The 22,903-nt window shown below is 53.4% G+C and carries 18 protein-coding genes; 11 read left to right on the forward strand and 7 right to left on the reverse strand.

Features of this window, described 5'->3' with window-relative positions:
* The first annotated feature begins 296 nt into the window (after positions 1-296).
* From dctP to V8L70_RS18620, 4 genes are all read left to right on the forward strand, one after another.
* Positions 297-1,400, forward strand: a complete 1,104-nt coding sequence (dctP, locus tag V8L70_RS18605) for a TRAP transporter substrate-binding protein DctP (RefSeq protein ID WP_101147596.1) — start codon at positions 297-299, stop codon at positions 1,398-1,400.
* Between the two features lie 65 nt (positions 1,401-1,465).
* On the forward strand, positions 1,466-1,969 hold the full coding sequence (locus tag V8L70_RS18610; RefSeq protein WP_101147597.1) for a TRAP transporter small permease subunit: 504 nt from the start codon (positions 1,466-1,468) through the stop codon (positions 1,967-1,969).
* The gene (locus V8L70_RS18615) at positions 1,966-3,300 is read left to right on the forward strand and encodes a TRAP transporter large permease (protein WP_101147598.1); all 1,335 of its coding nucleotides are present in this window, start codon (positions 1,966-1,968) and stop codon (positions 3,298-3,300) included. The genes V8L70_RS18610 and V8L70_RS18615 overlap by 4 nt, the downstream gene beginning before the upstream one ends.
* A 224-nt stretch (positions 3,301-3,524) precedes the next feature.
* Positions 3,525-5,210 carry an ABC transporter permease gene (locus tag V8L70_RS18620; protein ID WP_101147599.1) on the forward strand — a complete coding sequence of 562 codons (1,686 nt, stop codon included), beginning with the start codon at positions 3,525-3,527 and terminating at the stop codon, positions 5,208-5,210.
* A 17-nt stretch (positions 5,211-5,227) separates the two neighbouring features.
* Here V8L70_RS18620 and V8L70_RS18625 read toward each other — a convergent pair whose 3' ends face one another.
* Positions 5,228-6,331: an ABC transporter ATP-binding protein gene (locus tag V8L70_RS18625; protein WP_101147600.1), complete on the reverse strand. Its 1,104-nt coding sequence runs from the start codon at positions 6,329-6,331 to the stop codon at positions 5,228-5,230.
* Between the two features lie 229 nt (positions 6,332-6,560).
* Between V8L70_RS18625 and V8L70_RS18630 the strand changes: the two genes are divergently transcribed.
* Complete coding sequence (locus V8L70_RS18630) at positions 6,561-7,586, forward strand: Fe(3+) ABC transporter substrate-binding protein (protein ID WP_101147601.1); 1,026 nt, start codon at positions 6,561-6,563, stop codon at positions 7,584-7,586.
* Between the two features lie 79 nt (positions 7,587-7,665).
* Here the strand turns inward: V8L70_RS18630 and polA are convergent, their stop codons facing one another.
* Positions 7,666-10,455: a DNA polymerase I gene (gene polA, locus V8L70_RS18635; protein ID WP_101147602.1), complete on the reverse strand. Its 2,790-nt coding sequence runs from the start codon at positions 10,453-10,455 to the stop codon at positions 7,666-7,668.
* A gap of 196 nt (positions 10,456-10,651) precedes the next feature.
* Between polA and V8L70_RS18640 the strand changes: the two genes are divergently transcribed.
* Both V8L70_RS18640 and speA read left to right on the forward strand, forming a co-directional pair.
* Positions 10,652-11,611: a homoserine kinase gene (locus V8L70_RS18640; RefSeq protein ID WP_101147603.1), complete on the forward strand. Its 960-nt coding sequence runs from the start codon at positions 10,652-10,654 to the stop codon at positions 11,609-11,611.
* Complete coding sequence (speA, locus tag V8L70_RS18645; protein WP_101147604.1) at positions 11,608-13,548, forward strand: biosynthetic arginine decarboxylase; 1,941 nt, start codon at positions 11,608-11,610, stop codon at positions 13,546-13,548. Before V8L70_RS18640 ends, speA begins: the two co-directional genes overlap by 4 nt.
* Before the next feature lie 177 nt (positions 13,549-13,725).
* On the opposite strand, the gene V8L70_RS18650 is transcribed toward speA, so the two are convergent.
* The 4 genes from V8L70_RS18650 to V8L70_RS18665 all read right to left on the reverse strand — a co-directional run bounded on the left by V8L70_RS18650 (position 13,726) and on the right by V8L70_RS18665 (position 17,173).
* On the reverse strand, positions 13,726-14,391 hold the full coding sequence (locus V8L70_RS18650; protein ID WP_101147605.1) for a fumarylacetoacetate hydrolase family protein: 666 nt from the start codon (positions 14,389-14,391) through the stop codon (positions 13,726-13,728).
* Positions 14,392-14,509: 118 nt separating this feature from the next.
* Complete coding sequence (gene thpD / locus V8L70_RS18655) at positions 14,510-15,523, reverse strand: ectoine hydroxylase (protein WP_101147606.1); 1,014 nt, start codon at positions 15,521-15,523, stop codon at positions 14,510-14,512.
* A 172-nt stretch (positions 15,524-15,695) separates the two neighbouring features.
* Positions 15,696-16,310 (reverse strand): hypothetical protein, encoded by a 615-nt coding sequence (locus tag V8L70_RS18660; RefSeq protein WP_157826563.1) that lies wholly within the window; start codon positions 16,308-16,310, stop codon positions 15,696-15,698.
* Positions 16,311-16,366: 56 nt separating this feature from the next.
* Positions 16,367-17,173 (reverse strand): Crp/Fnr family transcriptional regulator, encoded by an 807-nt coding sequence (locus V8L70_RS18665; protein WP_101147608.1) that lies wholly within the window; start codon positions 17,171-17,173, stop codon positions 16,367-16,369.
* 409 nt (positions 17,174-17,582) lie between these two features.
* Here V8L70_RS18665 and V8L70_RS18670 point away from each other — a divergent pair, with 409 nt between their 5' ends.
* Together V8L70_RS18670 and V8L70_RS18675 are read left to right on the forward strand one after the other, a co-directional pair.
* On the forward strand, positions 17,583-18,875 hold the full coding sequence (locus V8L70_RS18670; protein WP_101147609.1) for an ATP-grasp domain-containing protein: 1,293 nt from the start codon (positions 17,583-17,585) through the stop codon (positions 18,873-18,875).
* A gap of 17 nt (positions 18,876-18,892) precedes the next feature.
* On the forward strand, positions 18,893-20,935 hold the full coding sequence (locus V8L70_RS18675) for a CocE/NonD family hydrolase (protein WP_101147610.1): 2,043 nt from the start codon (positions 18,893-18,895) through the stop codon (positions 20,933-20,935).
* Positions 20,936-21,053: 118 nt separating this feature from the next.
* Here the strand turns inward: V8L70_RS18675 and V8L70_RS18680 are convergent, their stop codons facing one another.
* The gene (locus tag V8L70_RS18680) at positions 21,054-21,401 is read right to left on the reverse strand and encodes a c-type cytochrome (RefSeq protein WP_101147611.1); all 348 of its coding nucleotides are present in this window, start codon (positions 21,399-21,401) and stop codon (positions 21,054-21,056) included.
* 172 nt (positions 21,402-21,573) lie between these two features.
* On the opposite strand from V8L70_RS18680, the gene V8L70_RS18685 reads away from it, so the two are divergent.
* The gene (locus tag V8L70_RS18685) at positions 21,574-22,413 is read left to right on the forward strand and encodes a cytochrome c oxidase assembly protein (RefSeq protein ID WP_101147612.1); all 840 of its coding nucleotides are present in this window, start codon (positions 21,574-21,576) and stop codon (positions 22,411-22,413) included.
* A 4-nt stretch (positions 22,414-22,417) separates the two neighbouring features.
* Positions 22,418-22,822, forward strand: a complete 405-nt coding sequence (locus V8L70_RS18690) for an SCO family protein (protein WP_336270348.1) — start codon at positions 22,418-22,420, stop codon at positions 22,820-22,822.
* Positions 22,823-22,903 lie beyond the last annotated feature (81 nt).

Raw genomic sequence — 22,903 nt, forward strand, 5'->3', positions numbered from 1 at the left:
ACTTTGGTTGAACAATTTAACTACTTTCAACGTTTCTGTACTACTTAACGACTCATCTCAACATTCAAAAACCCTATAACTGTCTGTTTTACTTAAATATATATAATTTACTTAAGAAACTATGGAAGAGATTTCTTACATTACTGATATTGCGCTGCAGCGGGGTTGGTGTGCTAGTTTAGCTCTGTAGCGCTTAAATTAACTTGTTTACGTAAACGTAACGCTGTAGCACTGCACTTTCCTGACTTCAAGTATCCAACACTAACAACGTCACACGCCAAACCAGGAAACACACCATGAAAAAAACGACCAAATTTGCCCTCACTGGCCTTGCCGCTGGTGTTGCTTTCGCAGCCTTCGCGACCACCGCTCAAGCACAAGAAGAGTGGACAATGACCTCTACCTGGCCGGAGAATCTTGATCTTATCAAGATAGACCAGCACTGGGTGGAGCTGGTCAATAAGCTGGCGGGCGAAGAACTACAAATTAATTTCCGCGCGGGCGGCACGCTAATGCCCGGCACCGAAGTATTTGACGCCACAGAAACGGGCAGCATTGAAGCCGCAGGCGACTGGCCAGGCTACTGGGCCGGCTTGAATCCCGCGTTTTCACCACTGGCCACCACTACCAGCCTGTTCAATGGCGTTGACTACCTTAACTGGATTCAGCAGTGGGGTGGCCGCGAGCTGTACGAAGAGATCTACGGCCAGTTCAACATGGTGTATCTGCCCTACGGCATTACCAACAATGAATCGGGCTTTATGGGCCGCACCCCGATCGAAAGCATTGCCGATTTAGAAGGCAAGCGTCTGCGCCTTTCGGGTCGTGACCAGGGCCGCGTGCTTGAAGAGCTGGGCGGCTCCCAGGTCACTCTGGCGGGTGGTGAAGTCTACCAAGCCATTGAACGCGGCGTTATCGATGCGGGTGAGTTTTCAACCCCCGGTGTTGATTTTAACGCCGGTTTTGCCGAAGTGGCTGACTACTGGGCCACGCCGGGCTGGCACCAGTCGGCCAGCGTATTTGGCGTAATGATCAATAAAGATGCGTGGGACGCTCTCTCAGAAGAGACCCAAGAAACCCTGCGTATCGCGGCGGATGCCACCATGGCATGGTCGCTAGCCTGGTCTGAACGTCAGTCCACCGAAGCCACGCAGAAGTTTATTGACGCCGGTGTCACGATCAATCAGTTCTCTGAAGAGGACTTGGCGCGCATTCAGGAAGTCACCAATGACGTCATTCTGCGCGGTGCTTGCGAAGACCCTGACCACGCCAAGGTTTACCAATCCATGATTGCCTACCTTGAGCACTACGCGACGTGGCGCGATGTTTCCGCGCCTTACAACATGAGCCGCGTGATGGATAATCTGCCCTCACTGGAAGAGATCGAAGCCTGCCTGTAAGGCGCTTCTGTGCCGCCTCGGTTTTTACCGGGGCGGTTTTTTTGTGCTGACCGCGGAGATCTTCCATGAATGCGATTGCCAAGGCGATCGATGCTATCAATGAAGCTTTTGGGCGCATCATCGCGCCATTGATTGCCATCATTACCCTGATTGTTCTTTACGACATTGCGTCACGCTTTCTGTTTGGGCGCCCTAGCGACTGGGCGTTTGACGTGACCAAAATGCTGTTTGGCGCCCACTTTATGCTGATGGCGGCTTACGGACTCCGCCACCATGCCCACGTGGAAGTCGACGTATTGAAACGGCTGCTATCGCGTAGGAAGCAAGCCGTGCTTGAAGTGCTCGGTTATCTAATTTTCTTTGTGCCGTTTATCTGGATGCTGATCACCCTGGGCTGGAGCTTTTTTGAACGCGCGTGGAGCCGCGGTGAAACCACTTATGGCATGGTTTCTATCCCGGTCTACCCGATTAAAGGCGTAATTGTGGTCGCCGCTATCCTGATTCTGCTACAGGCAATTGCCATTGTGCTGCGTGCCATCATGCAGCTTCGCGAGGAGACATCAGCATGAACCTAAGTCCTGAAATGCTCACGCTGGTGATGTTTGGCGGCCTGATGGTGGGCCTGTTTATGGGCCATCCGCTGGCATTTGTGCTGGGTGGTGTCGCGGTTATCGGCGCTTTTCTCGGCCCGGGCGAGCGTATCCTCGGCACCCTGATTAACAATATTTTCGGTAACGCCATGGACAACTATGTCCTGGTGGCGATACCGCTGTTCATTTTGATGGCGCGGTTCTTAAACGACTCCGGCGTCACCGAGAAGATGTTTGATGCCATGCGGCTATTGCTGGCGAATCTGCGCGGCGGCCTGGCTCTTACCGTGGTCATCGTGTCGGTGCTGCTCGCCGCCACCACTGGTATTGTCGGTGCCTCAATTGCCGTCATGGGGATGATCGCCCTGGTGCCGATGCTCAAGTATGGCTACAACAAAGAACTGAGCGCGGGCGTCATTATGGCCAGCGGTTGTCTGGGCATTCTGATTCCGCCCAGCATTATGCTGATCCTAATGGCAAGCTATTCGCCGGTATCGGTTGGCGCACTGTTTGCGGGCGCGCTGATTCCCGGTCTGCTGCTTGGTGTTATGTATGCGCTCTACGTATTGATCATCTGCTATCTCAAACCCCACTACGGCCCCAAGGTGCCAGCGGAAGAGCGCGCCGAAGTCAGTACCAAACAGCTGCTGATCATGCTGGCCAAGTATGTGGTTCCCCCCATGTCGTTGATTCTGGGCGTGCTGGGTGCACTGTTTACCGGTATCGCCACGGCGACCGAGGCCTCGGCCATCGGCGTGTTTATCGCGTTCATTCTGTTTTTGATTTTTGGTGATCGCAAAATAAGCACCTGCTTCTGGACGATGATAGAAGCCGGCAAAACCACCACCATGGTCATGCTGGTATTAGTCGGCGCCACCGCCTTTACCGGCGTGTTCTCCCGCGGCGGCGGCATGACCGTGATCAGCGAGCTGGTGCTGGCGATGCCTGGTGGCACGGTGGGCGCGCTGATCCTAATGCTGTTCTTGGTGTTCGTGCTGGGTATGTTCCTGGACTGGACCGGCATCGTACTGCTGAGCTTTCCGATCATGCTGCCCATCGTCGAAACCATGGGCGTCGATATGCTCTGGTTCGTAGTGATGGTAGCAGTAATATTACAGACCTCGTTCCTCACCCCGCCCTTTGGCTATGCACTGTTCTACCTGAAAGGCGTGGCGCCACCGGGGGTAGAAATCGTCGATCTGTACAAAGCGGTCGTGCCTTTCGTCGCCCTGATTCTGCTGGCGTGTACGCTAATGGCGTTCTTCCCGTGGCTGATTACCGGCCTGCCGAGCATGATGCTGGGTTACTAGGCCTTTCCCACCCTAACGCTTAGTGCTTAACGTTCAACCATTATAAGCCCGCTTCGGCGGGCTTATTTTTGCATTGACGACTGGCCTGCAAAGCTGCAGTAGAACAGCGCCAATGCTACTATTCACGCCCGCCAGTGATTCGCATTAGATGTTTGCTGCGCTACTTTCCGGCTTTCCACTATTGCTTTCCGCTATTGCTTTCCACCAATGCAAGGAGTGTTCGCTTGTTCAGATCCAGCTATCGCGGGCTATCCGCTGCCACCTCTTCGCTTAGCCGTCGCGCCAGCCCCTGGTCGATAGCCTTGATCGCGGTGGCGTTCGTGGTTGCTCTGCCAGTGCTGGTGGTGTTTGCCCATATCGTGATGCCGACCGATGGCGTATGGCAGCACCTGGCCAGCACGGTACTGGGTCGCTACCTGAACAATACGTTCTGGCTGGTGGTGATCGTGGGCCTCGGCACGTTGGTCATCGGCACCGGTACCGCCTGGCTGGTGGTGATGTGTCGCTTCCCCGGCAAACGACTATTCGAGTGGGGGCTGCTGCTTCCACTGGCGGTGCCTACCTATGTCATCGCCTACGCCTATACCGACTTCCTCCAATTCGCTGGCCCATTACAGAGTCTGCTACGCGAGACGTTTGGCTGGGAGTATGGCGACTACTACTTTCCCAATGTGCGCTCGCTGGGCGGCGCGGCAACGGTCATTACCCTGGTGCTTTACCCCTACGTCTACCTGCTGGCTCGCGCCTCATTCCTGGAGCAGTCGGTATGTGTGCTGGATGTGGGCCGCACGCTTGGCCGCGGCCCTTGGCGGCTGTTTGCCAGCGTCGCCGTACCGCTGGCTCGTCCGGCGCTGGTGGGCGGAGTGTCACTGGTATTGATGGAGACACTGAACGAGTTTGGCGCCGTGCAGTTCTTTGGCGTCGATACCTTTACTACCGGCATTTACCGCACCTGGTTCGGCATGGGCGAACAAGTCGCGGCGGCGCAACTGGCAGCGTGTCTACTGACTTTCGTGATTGTTTTAGTGCTGCTGGAGCGCTGGTCGCGGGGCAAGCGCCGCTATTTCCATACCACCAACCGCTATCAGCAACTGCCTGAGTATGCGCTGCACGGCTGGCGCGCCGTGGCGGCGACGCTTGCGTGCCTGCTACCGGTGCTGGTGGGCTTCTTACTGCCCAGCGGCATTCTACTTAATCTAGCGCTGCAGGGGGGCGATTCGCTGTGGGGCTCGCGCTTTATCGGCTACGCCTGGAACAGCCTGGGATTGGCAACCGTCGCTGCGCTAATCGCCGTGGGCCTGGCAGTCGTACTGAGCTATGGCGTGCGCATGCACGATACGACGTTTGCGCGGGTGGCTTCCAGGGTCGCCTCCATGGGCTACGCGATTCCCGGCTCGGTTGTCGCAGTGGGTATTCTGATTCCGTTTACCTGGCTGGATAATGCACTGAATACCTGGCTGAATAATCACTACGGCTACATTATCGGCCTGGTGTTCAGTGGTTCGGCGTTTATTCTGCTGTACGCCTATGTGGTGCGCTTTTTGGCTGTCTCGTTCAATGCGGTTGAAGCCAGCTTGGGCAAGGTAACGCCGAGCATGGATGCCGCCTCACGCACCCTAGGCCAGACGGCAGGTGGCACGCTGCGCCATATTCATACGCCGATGATGCGTAGCAGCCTGCTGGCGGCGGGGATTCTGGTCTTTGTCGACGTGATGAAGGAGCTGCCAGCCACGATCATTCTGCGCCCCTTTAACTTCGACACGCTGGCGGTTCGGGCGCACAATTTGGCCTCTGACGAGCGGCTGGCCGAGGCATCGACATCGTCACTGGCGATTGTGGTTGTCGGCATCCTGCCGGTGATTCTGCTTAGCATGGCCATGCGACGTTCGCGCCCCGGCGCTAACTCCTGACGAAACCCTAGTTAGCCCTAGGTAGAGAGCGGAAAAACAAACACCTGGGAAAGATCGAGGTGGATATCCACCGGCTGCCCTTCTGCGGGTAGAAATACTCCCGGGACACGGGCGTGCAGGTGGGCTTCAAGGCCATTCTCGCCATGGGCACACAGGTGCAATAGGCTGGTGCGCCCCAGCAGCTTCGCCATGACCACATGGCTATGGCGATGAGCATCCGCCGGCAGATCGCGTTCCACAATACGTAGTGCCTCGGGGCGAATCATTACCTGAGCATCACTGCCTTCAGCTAGCCCCACCGCAGGCACCCGCCCTACCGGTGTGCTCACCATGCCGTTGTGTACCTTGCCCTGCAGCTCATTCACATCGCCGAAAAAGGTCACCACAAAGGGGTCTTGCGGCGCGCAGTAAAGCTCTCGCGGTGTTCCTGTCTGCACGATTCGCCCATCGCGCATCAGCGCGATGCGGTCTGCCATGAACATGGCCTCTTCAGGGTCATGGGTCACCAGCAGCGTCGCCGCCCCGACCTTTTTCAATACGTGCAGCGTATCGTCGCGGATACGGTCGCGCAGGCGCGCGTCCAGGCTTGAGAAGGGTTCATCCAACAGCATCAGACGCGGTGACGGCGCCAGCGCACGCGCCAGGGCTACCCGCTGCTGTTGGCCGCCCGAGAGCATATGAGGGTAGACATCGACATAACCAGCCATGCCCAGCTGTTCGAGCAGCTGTTTGGCCCGTTCACGGCGCTGACCGGAGGCCAAGTGCTTCAGCCCAAAGGTGACGTTTTCCAGCACGGTGAGATGGGGGAACAGCGCCGAGTCTTGAAACGCTAGCCCTACATTGCGCTTTTCCGGCGGCATGTGGCGCTGGCCCGGCGCAGCAATAGTAATATCTTCCAGCGCTACGCTGCCCTCTTGCAGTACTTCCAGCCCCGCTGCAATGCGCAGCAGCGTGGTCTTGCCGCACCCGGAGGGGCCCAGCAGGCAAACCACTTCACCCGGTGCAACGCTTAAATCCACCCCTTTGACAACCGCATGGCCGTCATAGGCATGGCACACATTGTGAAGGGACAACGCCGTTGTACTGGGCGCCATCGGGGCGACCTTGAGGGTTGCTGTCATATATCACCACAGTTAATTAACACGATTCAGGTACGCAAACCGCGCTTGTCAAAACCTAAACGCGGATTTAATACGTTTGAAAGTTGTTTGCATTCTATTTTTTATTCACTGGTTATGCACGTAACACCTTTTACGTAGACGCTAAGCCTTGACGTCAGGCAGTCAAAACGCTTCAATAACGATGTTAATAATGCAACTTATTATCATTCAATAAATAAGGATGTGCTTGATGAAAACTGTACGCTTTGTTGCTCCAATGGCAGCGATGATGGTGGGCGCTACGTTTGCTGGTCAGGTTGCTGCAGATGAACTCAACCTCTACTCTGCTCGCCACTATGACTCTGACGAACGCCTCTACGATGCGTTCACCGAAGAGACCGGCATCGAAGTCAACATTCTTGAAGGCGACTCCGACCAGTTGATCGAGCGCATTCAGCGCGAAGGCGTGGCAAGCCCTGCAGATGTAATGCTTACCGTCGATGCAGGCCGCCTGTGGCGCGCGGAAGACGAAGGTATTTTCCAGAGCGTCGAGTCCGATGTGCTTAATGAGCGCCTGCCCGAAGCCATGCGCCACCCTGACGGCCTGTGGTTTGGCTTTAGCCAGCGCGCCCGGGCGATTTATTACAACCGCGAAAACTTCGACCCTAGCCAGATTACCAGCTACGAAGATCTTGCCGACCCGCAGTTTGAAGGCAAGGTGTGCATCCGCTCGTCCAATAACATTTACAACCAGTCACTGCTGGCGGCCATGATTGAGCACCACGGCGCAGAGGGTGCTGAAGAGTGGGCCCAGGGCGTGGTGAATAATATGGCGCGCGACCCGGAAGGTGGTGATACCGACCAAATTCTGGGTGTGGCCAGCGGCGAGTGCGATATCGCGGTCGCGAACCACTACTACTATGTGCGCCTGCTGAAATCTGACGACGATGCCGAGCGCGAAGCCGCCCGCAAAGTGGGGATCATTTTCCCCAACCAGGATGACCGCGGCACCCACGTGAACGTAGGCGGCGCCGGGGTTGTGGAAGGCGCGCCTAACCGCGAAAACGCCGTCCGCTTCCTTGAGTACCTGGCCTCTGACACCGCTCAGGAGATCTTTGCTTCCGGCAACAATGAGTTCCCGGTGGTGGAAGGCGTGAAGAAAGATCCGGTGCTGGAATCCTGGGGCAACTTCAAAACGGACGACGTTAACATCAGCGTACTAGGTACCAATAACCCTGAGGCTATCCGCATCTTTGATCGCGTCGGCTGGCGTTAAGCCTAACCAGCCCGATTAGCCCAACCCCGTAGCCACTGGCTGCGGGGTTTTAGTTTATGGCAATAGTTACACTGGGGCGTTAGTGGGCTTCATCCCAGTTGGCACCGCTCTCCGCTTCGACAATCAGTGGCACTTTTAGCGCAGCTGCGCCCTGCATGCGTGTTTGCACCTGCTTGATAAACGCCTCGACCTGCTTCTCCGCCACTTCAAACACCAGTTCATCGTGCACCTGCATCACCATCAGTGCGTCGAACTCGCCCTCTTCCAGCCACGCATCCACGTTGATCATCGCTTGCTTGATGATATCGGCAGCCGTGCCCTGCATCGGCGCGTTGATCGCGGTGCGCTCGGCGCCTTGGCGACGGTTGCGGTTCTGCGACTGAATCTCCGGCAGGTAAAGCCGCCGACCTAGCACGGTTTCAACAAAGCCATCTTCAGCTGCCTGGGAGCGGATGCGCTCCATGTAGCGGGCCACACCAGGGTAGCGATCAAAGTAGCGATCGATGTAGGTCTGGGCCTGATTACGTTCGATACGCAGTTGGCGCGCCAGCCCCCAGGCGCTCATGCCGTAAATCAAGCCAAAGTTGATCGCCTTGGCGCTGCGTCGCTGGTCGCCGGAGACTTTTTCAAGGGAGGTACCGAAGACTTCCGCCGCGGTAGCGGTGTGGATATCGCGCCCTTCGGCAAACGCCTCCAGCAGGCCTTTATCTTCGGAAAGATGCGCCATGATGCGCAGCTCGATCTGCGAGTAGTCGGCGGCGACAATGCGGTAGCCGGGGCGGGCGATAAACGCCTGACGAATTTTGCGTCCCTCTTCGGTACGAATAGGGATGTTCTGCAGGTTCGGGTCTGATGACGATAGCCGCCCGGTGGCGGTAACCGCCTGGTGGTAGCTGGTGTGCACCCGGCCAGTGGCCTTATTGAGCAACCGTGGCAGTTTATCGGTGTAGGTGGATTTAAGCTTGGCAAGGCCACGGTGTTGCATGATGACCTTGGGCAGCGGGTAATCCAGCGCCAGCTCTTCCAGCACCCCTTCAGCGGTGGAGGGCGCGCCTTTAGGTGTTTTCTTGAGCACCGGAATCTTCTGTTCTTCAAACAGAATCTCCCCCAGTTGCTTGGGCGAGCCCAGGTTGAATTCACGCCCGGCGAGTTCAAATGCCTCGCGCTCCAGTTCTCGAATACGCTGATCCAGCTGCTGGCTCTGTTCGTGAAGGCGCTCGGCGTCCACGGCCACACCGTTACGCTCGATGCGCGAAAGCACCTTGATCAACGGCAGCTCGATATGATCCAGCACTTCCGCCAAGCGCCCTTCGTTTTCGACCTGAGGGCGCAGCGTTTGTTGCAGTCGTAGGGTGATATCGACATCTTCGCAGGCGTAAGGCACGGCTTGTTCCAAGGCAATCTGATTAAACGTCAGTTGCTTGGCGCCTTTGCCGGCGATGTCTTCAAAGGAGATGGTCTTTTCGCCCAGATACTTCAGCGCCAGCGAATCCATATCATGGCGCGTGGCGGTGGAGTTGAGCACATAGGATGCCAGCATGGTGTCGGCAAACGGGCCGACGACAGCGATCTCATAGTTCGCCAGCACCGAAATATCGTACTTGAGGTTTTGACCAATCTTGGTTTTGGTTGGCTCTTCCAACAGTGGTTTTAGCGCGGCTAGCACCGCTTTACGGTCAAGCTGCTGGGGCGCATCCAGGTAATCGTGGGCAACCGGAATATAAGCAGCCTCCCCCGCTTCCAGCGACACGCCGATGCCGACAATTTCCGCATCCATGTAGTTGAGGCTGGTGGTTTCAAGGTCGAAGCAGAAGCGCTCGGCACCATGTAGCCGTTCTAGCCAGCGCTCAAATTCCGCTTGTTCGAGAATGACGTGATCTTCGCGAGCAGCCCCTTTAGCAACGGCGCTCGAACCCTCGGCATCGCTCTCTGCCACGTCAGCGCTGGCGGGCGCAGGCTCGCCGCCTTTAACGTCATCGACGCCTTCGTCTTTGCCTTCCAGCAGTTCACCCAACCACTGACGGAACTCCATCTCTTTATACAGCGTCACTAGCGCTTCGCGGTCTGGATGAGCGATATCCAGGTCATCCAGGCCCACCGGCAGATCGCAGTCTATCTTGATGGTCGCCAGCCGATAGGAGAGAAACGCCTGATCGCGATGCTCTTCAAGCTTCTTGGGCAAGGTTTTCGCCCCGCGGAAGGTGAGCGTTTTTACCCGCTCTAAATCGCTATAAATAGTATCCAGCCCGCCGCCCATCCCTTGCAGCAGTCCAATGGCGGTCTTTTCACCCACGCCGGGTACGCCGGGTATGTTATCGACCTTGTCGCCCGTCAAGGCGAGAAAATCGATTATCAGCGCAGGCGGCAGGCCGAATTTTTCCTCCACACCTGCTTCGTCAAGCGTTTCATTCTTCATGGTGTTGACCAGCGTGATGTGGGCATTGACCAGTTGCGCCATGTCCTTATCGCCAGTAGAGATCACCGCATCGCGCCCTGCCTGGGTCGCGTGATGCGCCAGGGTGCCAATCACATCGTCTGCCTCGACGCCTTCAACGCATAGCAGCGGCAGGCCCAGCGCCTTAACACAGGCGTGCAGCGGTGCTATCTGACTACGCAGGTCATCCGGCATCGGCGGGCGATGCGCTTTGTAGTCGCTGTACATGTCATCGCGGAAGGTTTTTCCCGGGGCATCGAATACCACCGCCATCGGGCTTTGCGGGTAATCCTTGATCAGCCGTTTGAGCATGTTCAACACGCCCTTCACCGCGCCGGTAGGCTGACCATTAGAGGTCGTAAGCGGCGGCAGCGCGTGAAACGCACGATAAAGGTAAGAGGAGCCATCGACGAGAACGATCGGAGCGCGAGCCATAACCAAGTTCCATTGTTGAAAAAGTGCTGAAGAGTGTGTCGAAAAGAGTACTGAAAATAGTTGTTCACATAATACGCGTTGCGCGGGCTGACTGCAGGGCCAAACTGGCGCTGCCACATTTACAGTGACAACAACGCTGCCAACTGGGCTACCAAGCCGCTACAATAATGGGCTTAGCAACCTGGGCGAGACATTCATGGCTGTATTCACCCCGCTTAGCGACGCACAGGTCGCCGCGTTCTTAGAAAAATTTGATGTTGGCAGCTTCGTTTCCCTGCAGGGAGTGGCGGGCGGCACAGAAAATTCGACATTTTTTGTGACCACTGACCGTCGCGAGCTGGTTTTGACCCTGTTCGAACAGGGCGAGCATGCAGAGCTGCCGTTCTTTGTGGAACTGCTGGACTATTTAGACGAGCACCGTCTGCCGGTGCCCGGCACGATTCATGACCGCGAAGGCGTTGCCCTGCATAGCCTGGAAGGCAAACCGGCGCTGTTGTTTCCGCGCCTGCCCGGTCGTCATCCGGAAGCGCCCAACCTGGCTCAGTGCCACGCCCTGGGCGATACCCTGGGCCGCCTGCATGTGGTCTCAAAACGCTTTCCCGGCCACCGCCCGAACCCGCGGGATCTCAACTGGCTGCATGTAATGCACCACAAGGTGCTGAGCTATTTAAGCCCGGCAGACCAAACCTTGATGAAGGATCAAGTCGACGATTTTGAGGGCGCCTTTATTCAGCACGATGAACTGCCGCAAGGTGCTCTGCACGGAGACCTTTTCCGCGACAATACCCTCTTTGAGGGTGATCAGTTGGGCGGTATTATCGACTTTTATAACGGTTGCACCGGCGACCTGCTGTTCGACTTGGCGATTGTGATCAACGACTGGGCTTCCAACGACGACGGCACGCTTAACGCAGAGCGCTACGGCACGCTATTGAGCGCCTATCTGGCACGCCGACCATTAACGACGGATGAGCGCGAGCTATGGCCCACCATGCTGCGCATGACAGCGCTGCGTTATTGGTTATCGCGCCTGCTGGTGGTTTACGTTGACCCGCCAGCGCATGATTTAACGCCCCACGACCCGGAGCGTTTCCGTACTATTTTAACGGCGCGCATCGCCCAAGGTGCGCTGCCGCTGCCTGAGGTAACTGCATGAGTGTGACGGCCACAACTAGCCCTGCGCTGCGCGCTCGGCGCACCTGGAATATCGATCAATGGGGCAGCGGCTACTTTGATGTCGATGACCACGGCCAAGCCCTGGTCCGCCCGCTGGGTAGCGATGCAGAAGGCCCGGCGCTGCCGCTGAGTGGGCTGGTGCGTCAACTACAAAGCGCTGGGCTACGCCTCCCGGTGCTGGTTCGCTTTAGCGATATTCTCCATGACCGGGTCGAACAGCTGTGCGGCGCCTTTGATGCCGCCATGAGTGATTGCGACTATCAAGGTGGTTACACCGCCGTTTACCCCATCAAAGTGAACCAGCAGCGCCGCGTAGTGGAAGAGATTCTGGCCACCGCCGAGCGCGGGAGTGGCCGCGTGGGGCTGGAAGCGGGCAGCAAACCGGAACTACTGGCGGTGCTGGCGCTTTCCGATGGCGGCTCCTCGCTGATTGTTTGTAATGGCTACAAAGACCGCGAGTATGTGCGCCTGGCGCTGCTAGGAGAGAAACTCGGCCATAAGGTCTATTTGGTGGTCGAGAAGCTCTCCGAGCTGCAGATGATCCTGGAAGAGGCCCGCGAGCTCGACGTTACCCCGCGTATTGGCCTGCGCGCCCGCCTTGCCTCGGTGGGCAAAGGTAAATGGCAGAATACCGGCGGTGAAAAATCCAAGTTCGGGCTGACCGCCAGCCAAATTCTCGAGGTGGTAGACACCCTTCGTCGTGAGGACGCGCTGGAAAGTTTGCAGTTGGTGCACTTCCACTTGGGCTCCCAGATCGCCAATATTCGCGATATTCAGCGTGGTCTGCGCGAGTGTGCCCGCTTCTATCAAAACCTGATGCAGCTGGGCGCGCCCATCGATACCATGGACGTAGGCGGCGGCTTAGGAATTGACTACGAAGGCACCCGCTCGCGCAGCTTCTGCTCGGCCAACTACTCGATGCGCGAATACGCGCGCAACGTCGTTAATGCCTTTGCCCAGCTATGCCAAGAGGCCGACCTGCCCCAGCCCCATCTCATCAGTGAATCCGGCCGTGCGCTAACCGCCCACCACGCGGTGCTGATCACCAACGTGATTGGCGAAGAGCGTATTGATGACACGCCGCCTGATCGCTATTCCCTAGGAGAGGGCCAAGAAGAGAGCCAGGAAGATGCCCAAGTAGAGCTTCTCTGGCGGGTATTTGAGCAGTTGGCAACGCACCAAGAGCCACGCATGCTAGTGGAAGCCTGGCACGACCTGCTTCAGGCAGTAAGCGAACTGCAGGATCGTTTTGTGATGGGCCTGAGTGACATTACCGCCCGCGCGGAAGGCGAACGTGTCTACATGGCTGCCTGCGCACGGCTGCGTACCCAGCTTGACACCCGCAACCGCGCCCACCGTGAAATTATGGACGAGCTAGCGGAGAAGCTGGCCGACAAGCTGTTCGTCAACTTCTCGCTGTTCCAATCGGTGCCTGACGTGTGGGGCATCGAGCAGATATTCCCGGTGCTGCCCCTTAGCGGACTGGATCAAGCGCCAACGCGCCGAGCAGTGATTCAAGATATTACCTGCGACTCCGATGGCCGCATCGACAGCTACGTCGATGGCCAGGGCGTAGAGAGCACCCTGCCACTGCCCGAGTGGGCATCTGATGACGAGCGCTGGTTAGGCTTCTTTTTGGTAGGCGCCTATCAGGAGATTCTTGGCGATCTGCACAACCTGTTCGGCGATACCGACTCTGTCGATGCCGCGCTTAATGCCGATGGCGAGTGGACACTTTCCAACCCGCTGGCGGGGGATTCAGTGGCCCAAGTGCTCGCCTACGTCAACTTCAATGCCAACGTCCTTAAGCAAAAGCTCACCGACCAGCTAGCCGCCAGCGGCTTTACGGCGGATGAACAAGCCCGCTTTGCGGCAAGCTTGAGCGAAGGGCTAGAAGGCTACACGTATCTTGAGTAACGCGGTTTGAGCCACTTGGCCCTATAGCGAACATTGGCTGCGAACGTTTTTGTCGGCTAAAATAAGAAACGCCACCCTGAATTTGCGGGGTGGCGTTTTCTTTGATCGTCACAATTTACAATAACCTTGGTAATGGCGTACTCAACATATACCTCAATGGTCTCGCCACTTGTTTAACTACTCGACTACGCTGGTTTCAATTTCCAAACCACCGGTCAAGGTTAAGCGCAGTGACGAGCCGCGAACGAGTTTTCCAACGCCTGAGGGCGTACCGGTCAAAATGACATCACCCGGTTCGAGGGTAAAGTGGCGGCTCATTTCGGCCACCAGGGACGGGATAGCAAAAATCATATCAGCCCCCTCGCCGTGCTGGCGCTCTTCACCATCAATCTCCAGCGTGAAAGCCAGCGCATTCCAATTGGGTACCCGACTTAAAGGTAAAAACGACGAAAGCGGGCAGGCGCCATCAAAGGCTTTGGCGATTTCCCAAGGATGGCCCTTCTCTTTAAGCGTCGTCTGCACATCACGTAAGGTTAAATCCATCGCCAAGCCGATACCGACAATCGCCCGCTCGGCTTCATCCATCGTGGCATGGGTTAAAGTTTCGCCCACTAACAGAGCAAGCTCTGCTTCATAATGAACATCGCCCCGTGAAAACGGCGGATCTAAGGGCTTGCTTAGATCCACGACGCTGGTAGCTGGTTTAATAAATAGCAACGGCTCTGTAGGAACTGGATTATCCAACTCTTTCGCATGGTCGGCATAATTGCGGCCGATGCAGACAACTTTGCCCAACGCGTGGGGAAACTCCTGGCCATCGGTGAACTGTAGAACAAAACGCATGGCGGGTATTCTCCTTCTCATTATGCGTGCCGCATTCGCAACGACAGGCGCAACAGTTTACCCCACCTAGACGAAGGTTCCACAACCTTCAGCCATCAATTTGTTCCCCCACCACTCGTTAGCGATACTGCTGCGCCTGCTGGTCAAGGCTGTGAGCCAAGAAGTCAGGGCGCTGCTTAGCTGCTGCATAGGGCGCCTCACAACGGTTATCGCGACGATTAAAAACAAAGAACACGTTGCTACGTGGGTCAGGCGAAAGGTTGGCATTCGACGCATGTAGCGTATTGCAATCGAACAGCAGCAAACCGCCCGCTTTACCCTTCGGCGCTTCAATACCGTGTTCAGCCACTAGCTCGGTTAGCGCTTCAGGGCTTGGCACGCCCACTTCCTGCGCTTTCAGCGAGCTTTTGTGGTTATCCTCCGGCGTTTCCCCCAGGCACGGCACAAACTTGTTGTGTGAACCGGGAATCAGCATTAACGGCCCGTTGAACTCATGGTTGTCGGTCAAGATCAGCGACGCACTCACCGCGTGCATCGCTGGCATGCCATCTTCCGCGTGCCAGGTTTCAAAATCGGAGTGCCAGTTAAAACCCTTACCGGCAAACCCCGGCTTATAATTGATCCGCGACTGATGCACATAGGGGTCGTCGCCAATAATTTGACGCGCAGCGCCCGCTACCCGTTCGTCGCTGGCCAGTTCACCCAAGCGTTCAGAGAGGAAATGCACCGCAAAGAGTGAGCGGATTTCCTGGCTTTCTGGCTCTGTCACGCTGAATTCTTTATTGCGGTACTCATCGTTACTCATCAGCGCCGTCATTTCTTGACGCAGCTCATCAAGCTCCGCGCCTTCAATGAGGTTGGGAATAAACAGAAACCCTTTGCGCTCGAACTCATCAAGCTGCGCCTGGCTTAAGGGGCCAGAAAGCTGACGACCTTTCACGACCGCATCTTGTCGCGGCAGCCAGGTTCTCTCAGGTGTAGTGGTTAAACGCGACGGGTAGGCATCCTGTACCTGTTCGCTTTGAACCTGTTCACTTTGAACCTGTGTACGCTGAACACTAGGGGTATCGGCCATTTCACTATATTGCTTATGGGCGTTTACCGCATTTAGCGGTGTGCTTTTGACTGTCATCTAATCCACTCCTTGTATGATTAGGTTTCAGATCGAATGATGTTGCTGGGGATAGCGTAGACAAACAAAATCAGCATGCAAGGGTTAATAACGCTTTTCATAACGTGTGTTATGTGAAAAAAATTGAAGCTTCCTTTATATGCGCTTATCTGCGATAGTTAAACCTTCTACGTTAGCTAAACCCTGGGTAATCTTCTCTCTCCTGCTTTAAAGTTCGCATTAGCTTTTTCCGCTCATGAACAGTAGACCAAGAGGTTGTATTCCAACTTAACGGGTTAAAAAAATCGCCTGCTGACGATTTAAAAAACTTAAAATGCCGAGAAGCACCTAATAGCCTCTTATCTGCTCCATGAAAAAAGACAACGAATATATTAACGATGTCACCCGGCTCAATTTGAATGACGTCTTGTTGAGTTTCCTCTTCCTTCTTTGAAAGGCAAGGATAAAATATTCCACCCACCTCTAACTTGACACAGTTTCCAGGAAGAATAGTGCCTTGATATTCCCACTTATCGCTACCATCAACTTCTTTTTTAAAAAGCCCTTCTCCATGTAAGTCGTCAAGGTTGTAAACTTTCTTATTTTCACCGCAATCAATACTAAAGAAAACATTTCTTACATAAACAGGCTCAGCCGCCATATTCGTAAATGCAAGCTTCATACTGCTACAATCGTAGCCTTCCGTATGAATAATAAAACGAGCACGCCGCTGGCGCTTAAACGTTAGAAAAAATAGCTGGGCAAAAACCACCCAGATTAAAAAAGTGCCTATTTCAACAAACGCCATCACCAATTCATAATAATTCTTTATCATATTATTCCACTTATTTAAAACAAACAAATTCAAAACAAGCGGAGATGCCCGTAAATAATGTTTTCATCGAAACCAGTATACTCTGCCAACAACTCTGGCTCTAATAGCTTAATACTATTCCTACTCTTCCTAATCAACTTTTTTTGCTCTAAAGAAGTCATGCATCTGCTAACATGAACGCTGGTAATACCTAACAGCTCACCTACTACCTCTTGAGTAATAGGAAAAGAAAATACATTTGAATCAATCAGTTTTTTAAAATTATACCTTGCATATATTTCAAGTAAAAAATGCGCAACGCGCTCTTCAGCCTTATGGTGAGTACAACTTCTAAGCCTTTCAATAGTAATATTGTCATTCACCATGATATAAGACACGACAGCTCTTCTTATATCTGTATTTTCTTTAAATAAATCATGCACCTCGTTAACAGAAACTTTATCTAACTGACAGTTCTGCAACCCCAGTATCGTAATATCATGATTATCGAAAAAACTTTCTCGCAAGCCAACAATATCGCCCGGCATGTAGACGTTACATATATCTTGTCCATGACTTTTAAAAGTATGGCACAAGCTTACCCAGCCTTGTTTTACAACAAATATTTCTGCCCTTCCCTGGCACAAAGAGTATAGCTTTTGGCTTCTTTTCAACTCCATACTTTTAACATTAGCACTCGACAAAAGATCTATAGAGTCAGTCCCAATCTCTGCATAATGGCTGAGTATATTACCAAGGTTGATGTCCTTGGCTTGCAAGCCTGTCACGCTGGGCAACTGAGCATAATGATCGCTCCCTTTAAAAATTTCACTGTGCATATCAATTGCATTGCTCATCTTCTCTACACTCCCTTGTAGTTAGACAAAACTTGATTTACAAAGAAAAATCTTACAATCCACGTACATATAAAGAGTTAATTGAGAGGTAGAATAATAGTTAACATCTCACGCTTCCTCAAGCTAAACCAACATTTTTTAGAGTCATTTATTAACATAAATCAAGTAGCAACATGCAAAAATATTAGCACGCTAAATAAAATGGTAATATAGGGTTAGGGATTGCGGGTATAAGTAAGCATTGATGTTTATTAAATATAAAAACAGCCGAGCCAGTTATAACATATGTTATTGATACTGAAAGAAATGATCTTGAAGCTCTATCATTGCGTCATGCACTCTTTATAACGAATTAGTGCTTAGTTAGATCATTATTTTATTGCTACTTTTAACTTTCAAGGATGCCATCATGAAAAGGAATATTTTTATAGTAGCCTTAGAAGACAAGCAGAAAGCCATGCTTGAAACACTGCGTGAGTCCAAACAGCTGGAAATACACAGTCTGCTCACGGTCGATACAGCGGTTGAAGCAAAACAATTCTCGTTTAATAAAGTACTGGAAGCCGCAAGAGAGCAACTTGCTAGTTTTCCAGGCACTGTAGATGCCATTATTGCACAATGGGACTTTCCTACCAGTGTTTTAGTACCCATTCTATGCAAAGAGCATGGAATTCCCTCACCTTCTGTGACCAGTGTTTTAAAGTGCGAGCATAAACTCTGGAGCCGAATAGAGCAGCAAAAAGTTATTCCAGAAGTAGTGCCTCGCTTTTGCGGTGTTGACCCCTTCGCAGAATCGCCATTTGACCAAGTCACCTTAAACTATCCCTTTTGGATTAAGCCTGTAAAAGCTTTCTCCTCTCACCTCGGCTTTAAAATTGAGAATTTCGAGCAGTTTGAAGCAGCGATAGAAGAGATAAGAGAAAATATTAACCAGCTAGGCGATCCATTTAATGAGGCGCTGGAATACGCTGATACCCCGGAAGAAATCAAACAATTAGGTGGCAATGCATGTATCGCAGAGGAAATCATCAGTGGTGTACAAGGCGCGCCTGAAGGCACCATGTTTCAAGGTGAATTCAATGTGCATGGCATTATTTCACAGCCAAAATCCAAACTGACAGAAACGCTGTTTGACCGCTTAGAGTATCCAAGCAATTTGCCTGAGCATGTGCATCATAAAATGATCGAGTCTTCAAGAAAATTCCTTGAACACATCGGTTACAACAATGGGTGTTTCAACGCTGAATTTATGTGGAATGAGGCAGAAGATAAGCTCTGGTTAGTAGAATTCAATACGCGCATTTCACAGTCGCATAGCGAGATATTCGTGATGGTCGATGGTATGTCGAACCACGAAGTCGCTGTTGATATTGCCTTGGGCAATCGCCCCTCTCTGCTTAATCGCCAGGGCGTAGCACCTGTCGCTGCCAAGTGTTTTATTCCCTATGAACATAAGGATGGCATTGTTAGAAAAATCCCCAGCGATGTAGAGATTAACGAGATCAAATCGCTCTACCCGCACACAGAAGTGAAAATTGATGTCGAAACTGGTCAACGCTTAAGCGACTTAATGCATCAAGACAACTTTTGTTATCGGTTAGGCACGCTTTATTTGGCCGCCGACAATCACGACCAAATTGAGGAGCAGTTTGAGTACTGCTTGAAAGCTCTCAAATTTGACATCGAGCACGTAGACGAATGAGCAAATAAGAGGCGATCATGCAAATAGTAGAATCATTCCCTTATTCAGTCCGTGAAATCGAGAATGTATTCATACCCATGCGGGACGGAAAAAGATTAGCCGCCCGCATTTGGCTGCCCGAGAAAGCGGATACTTCACCGCTACCGGCCATCATGGAATATATTCCTTACCGAAAGCGGGATATCACACGCGCAAGAGACGCGACCAACCATGCTTATTTAGCAGGCAATGGCTATGTTTGTGTACGTGTTGATATGCGCGGCAGTGGCGATTCAGATGGCGTGCTGACAGATGAATATACTCAGCAGGAGCAACAAGACGCCGTTGATGCTATTGAATGGATCGCCAAGCAGGCGTGGTGCAACGGCAAAGTAGGCATGATGGGCATCTCGTGGGGCGGCTTTAATAGCTTGCAAGTGGCGGCCAAACAGCCCGCCGCGCTTAAAGCCATTATCAGCCTTTGCGCCAGCGACGATCTTTACGCGGACAATATGCACTATATGGGCGGCTGCTTGCTGGGCGATAACTTATCCGAAGCAACCGTCATGTTTGCTTTTAATGCGTTGCCACCTGACCCAGAGATTGTCGGCGCTGACTGGCGCGACATGTGGTTTGAGCGCATGGAGAAAAGTGGGTTATGGATTGATCAGTGGCTTAGGCATCAACGTCGCGACGCTTATTGGTCAACCAGCTCGGTGTGTGAATATTACTCCGCTATCCAGTGTCCGGTTTACGCAATCGGCGGGTGGGCCGATGGCTTTACCAATACCGTCTTTAGGTTAATGGAACACCTTGAGGTGCCACGTAAGGGGCTTATTGGCCCTTGGGGCCATAAATATCCGCACCAAGGGCTGCCAGGGCCAGCAATAGGCTTTTTACAAGAAGCCTTGCGCTGGTGGGATTATTGGTTGAAAGATGAGTCAAACGGGATCATGGATGAACCGATGCTACGTGCCTGGCAACAGGATAGCGTGCCTCCCGATAACTCTTATGATGATAGGCCTGGCCGCTGGATAGGCGAGCGCCAATGGCCAAGTAATAATATCCAAGAGCGCAGTTACGCTTTATTGCCGTACCAGTTAATCGCTGAATCCCAAAGCCAGCAAGCGCTTAGTGACGCTCATGAATACGCTTCAATGGAATTACAGTCACCGCTTAGCGTGGGGCTGGAAGCGGGCAAATGGTGCTCTTATTCAGCCACCCCGGACCTTCCTGGCGACCAACGAGAAGAGGATGGCGGCTCGCTTATTTTTAGCAGCCCAAGCTTAATCGAGCCCCTCTGTATCTTCGGTATGCCTGAACTAGCGTTAGAGGTATCAAGTGACAAGCCCCAGGCAATGTTGGCAGTTCGCCTTTCAGACGTAGCCCCTGACGGCAAGGCAACACGAGTTTCCTATGGGTTACTGAACCTTACCCACAGGGATGGCGACTCACACCCAGAACCTCTTGAGCCGCATCGGCGCTACCGTGTTTCCATTCCGCTAAACGGTATCGCTCAGCAATTTCCAGCGGGTCACCAAGTAAGGGTGTCTGTCTCCACCTCTTATTGGCCACTCGCATGGCTGCCGCCTGAGCCTGCCAAGGTCACTGTTCATTTGGAAAACTGTCAGCTAACGCTTCCCGTTAGGGAGCCACAAACGAACGATGCCGATCTTTCGCCTTTTGATACACCACAATCGGCACCTGCGCTTGATACCAAGCTATTGGAACCTAGCGAACATAACTGGCTGTTGCATCGCGACCTGGCAAGCAAAGCGTCCACGCTTGAAGTGATTAACAACCAGGGCCGTTTTCGTATTAATGATATAGGTACCGAAATACATCGCAGCGCCAGCGAGTATTACCGCACCGTTGATGATGATTTCACTTCCGCCCGAGGTGAAACATTCACAGAATCCTGCTTTAAGAGAGGCGACTGGAATACCGAAGTGTACACAAGGACCACGCTAAGCTGCACGACGGAAAATTTCATTGTCCATGCCCAGTTGGATGCTTACGAAAATGAGCATCGCGTGTTTTCTAAAAACTGGGAAAGTGTGATTCCCCGAGACAACGTATGAATTTAAAAGCTGATATTTAAAAACTGATATTTAAAAGCTAATAGCCAGGCTCACAAGCCGTTGCTTTCCCACCTCGCCGCCCGATTACACCCTTAAAGGGCGGCGTAATTTTTTAAGCCTATTCAGTGAGCGTTTCAAGATACGCCGCTATATCCCTGGCGTCCTGCTCCGTGACCTCCAGGTCTGGCATCGCAGTAAGAGGGTCCACTTGGGTGGGATGACGAAGCCAACGCACCATATTATCGTTGTTATTGGAAAGCACCCCTGCGATGTAGCGGCGCTCTCCCATTCCCGCCAAAGGTGGACCAACATCGGCTTGTGGCCCAACTAACCCTGGAATCCGATGGCAGGCAATACAGGCATAACCATACATCGCTAGACGCCCTCGTTCGGCATTGGGAAAAGTGACGCCTATCGCCAACCACCGTTTGTTACCGCGATTGACCCATGGGCCAGCGGCATCCATGGTGATACAGCTCAGTAATAGCAGCCCCAAGTTAATGCTGGGCCATAACAGTTACGGCTTCTCACCCGAGTGCGGCCAAGCTGCGGCATGCGCAGCCAGATACAGGTAGCTGATCGGGAAAGTTTTTCTGTAGTGTCTATCCTTACCACTGTACTGCTATTTAGGAGGTGTAATGGGGGAGTTCGACAGTAGCCTTGCTTTTCTGCTGCCTTGGGAATTCTCCCCTAGCTGGACTCTCGCCTGCCTGGCTGGCGCAGGTCTCTATGTCCGCGGCCTGCTTCATCGGCGGCACTGTGGTCTGCATGAAGGATTCTGGCGCCCTTTCGCCTTTTTCTTGGGTATCGTGGCTATTTATACGGTGTCTCAGACACATTTCGATTATTTAGCGCAGTACATGTTTTTCGTCCACCGCGGCCAGCATCTAGTGCTGCATCATTTAGCGCCATTTCTAATCGCCTTGTCGGCCCCGCTGGCAATACTGACCGCAGGTATACCGCATCGGGTGAGAAATTTGCCAACGGTTACTTTCGCTGCGCAGATGCTCAAGCCCGGTTATCGGCTTTTGCAGCAACCGGTAATCGCTCCACTGCTGTTCGTGGGCCTGATTTACTTCTGGTTAATTCCCCAGGTTCATTTCGACGCGATGCTGAGTCATCGTCTCTACCAGTTGATGAACTGGAGCATGCTGGTTGATGGGCTACTCTTCTGGTGGTTAATACTCGATTCCCGGTCGCCCGCAAGTGGCGGGCTCAGCTATGGCGTACGCATTACCCTGTTGCTTGCCGTGGTGCCGCCCCAGATGTTGCTGGGCGCCTACCTCACCTTCAGCCATAACGTGCTGTTTGACGTGTATGCCGTTTGTGGCCGTGCCTGGCCACTGGCACCATTAACGGACCAGCGGCTCGGCGGCCTGATCACCTGGATCCCAGCGACCATGATGAGTGTGCTGGCGGTGTTGATCATTATCGGTCGTTTGCTTGGTAAACGTTCGTCCATGTATCGCTATGGGTAACGCTATGTATAAGACAGGATGCAAAACCGCGCTGTTGTCAGGGATGCTATGGCTGGTCGGCTGTTCTGACCCAAGCTGGCAAACCAAGGATATTTCCGAGCTTATGCCACCATTGGAGTTCGAGCTAGTCGATGAAGAAGCCCGCTCGGTCACTGAAGCCGACTATGCCGGTGATGTCACCCTGCTCTTCTTCGGATTTACTCATTGCCCGCATATTTGCCCCACCACCCTGGCGAATCTGGCAGCGATTTCGCAGGAATTGGGGGAAGAAGCCCAAAACGACTTGCGAGTACTGTTTGTGTCTGTCGACCCTAACCGCGACGACCCCGCCACGTTGCGAGAGTATACCGACGCATTCGGCCCTGAGTTCTGCGTATTCCGCCCTATCGTGACCGCCCATTCCGTTTGAACGTGACCGTCTGTTCTGGATGATGGTGACCGCGCATTCCGTTTTATCGTGACCGATTTTGGGCAGTTTTCCGGAATCGCC

This window comes from Vreelandella arctica (genome assembly GCF_037070215.1).
Classification (GTDB): Bacteria; Pseudomonadota; Gammaproteobacteria; order Pseudomonadales; family Halomonadaceae; genus Vreelandella; species Vreelandella arctica.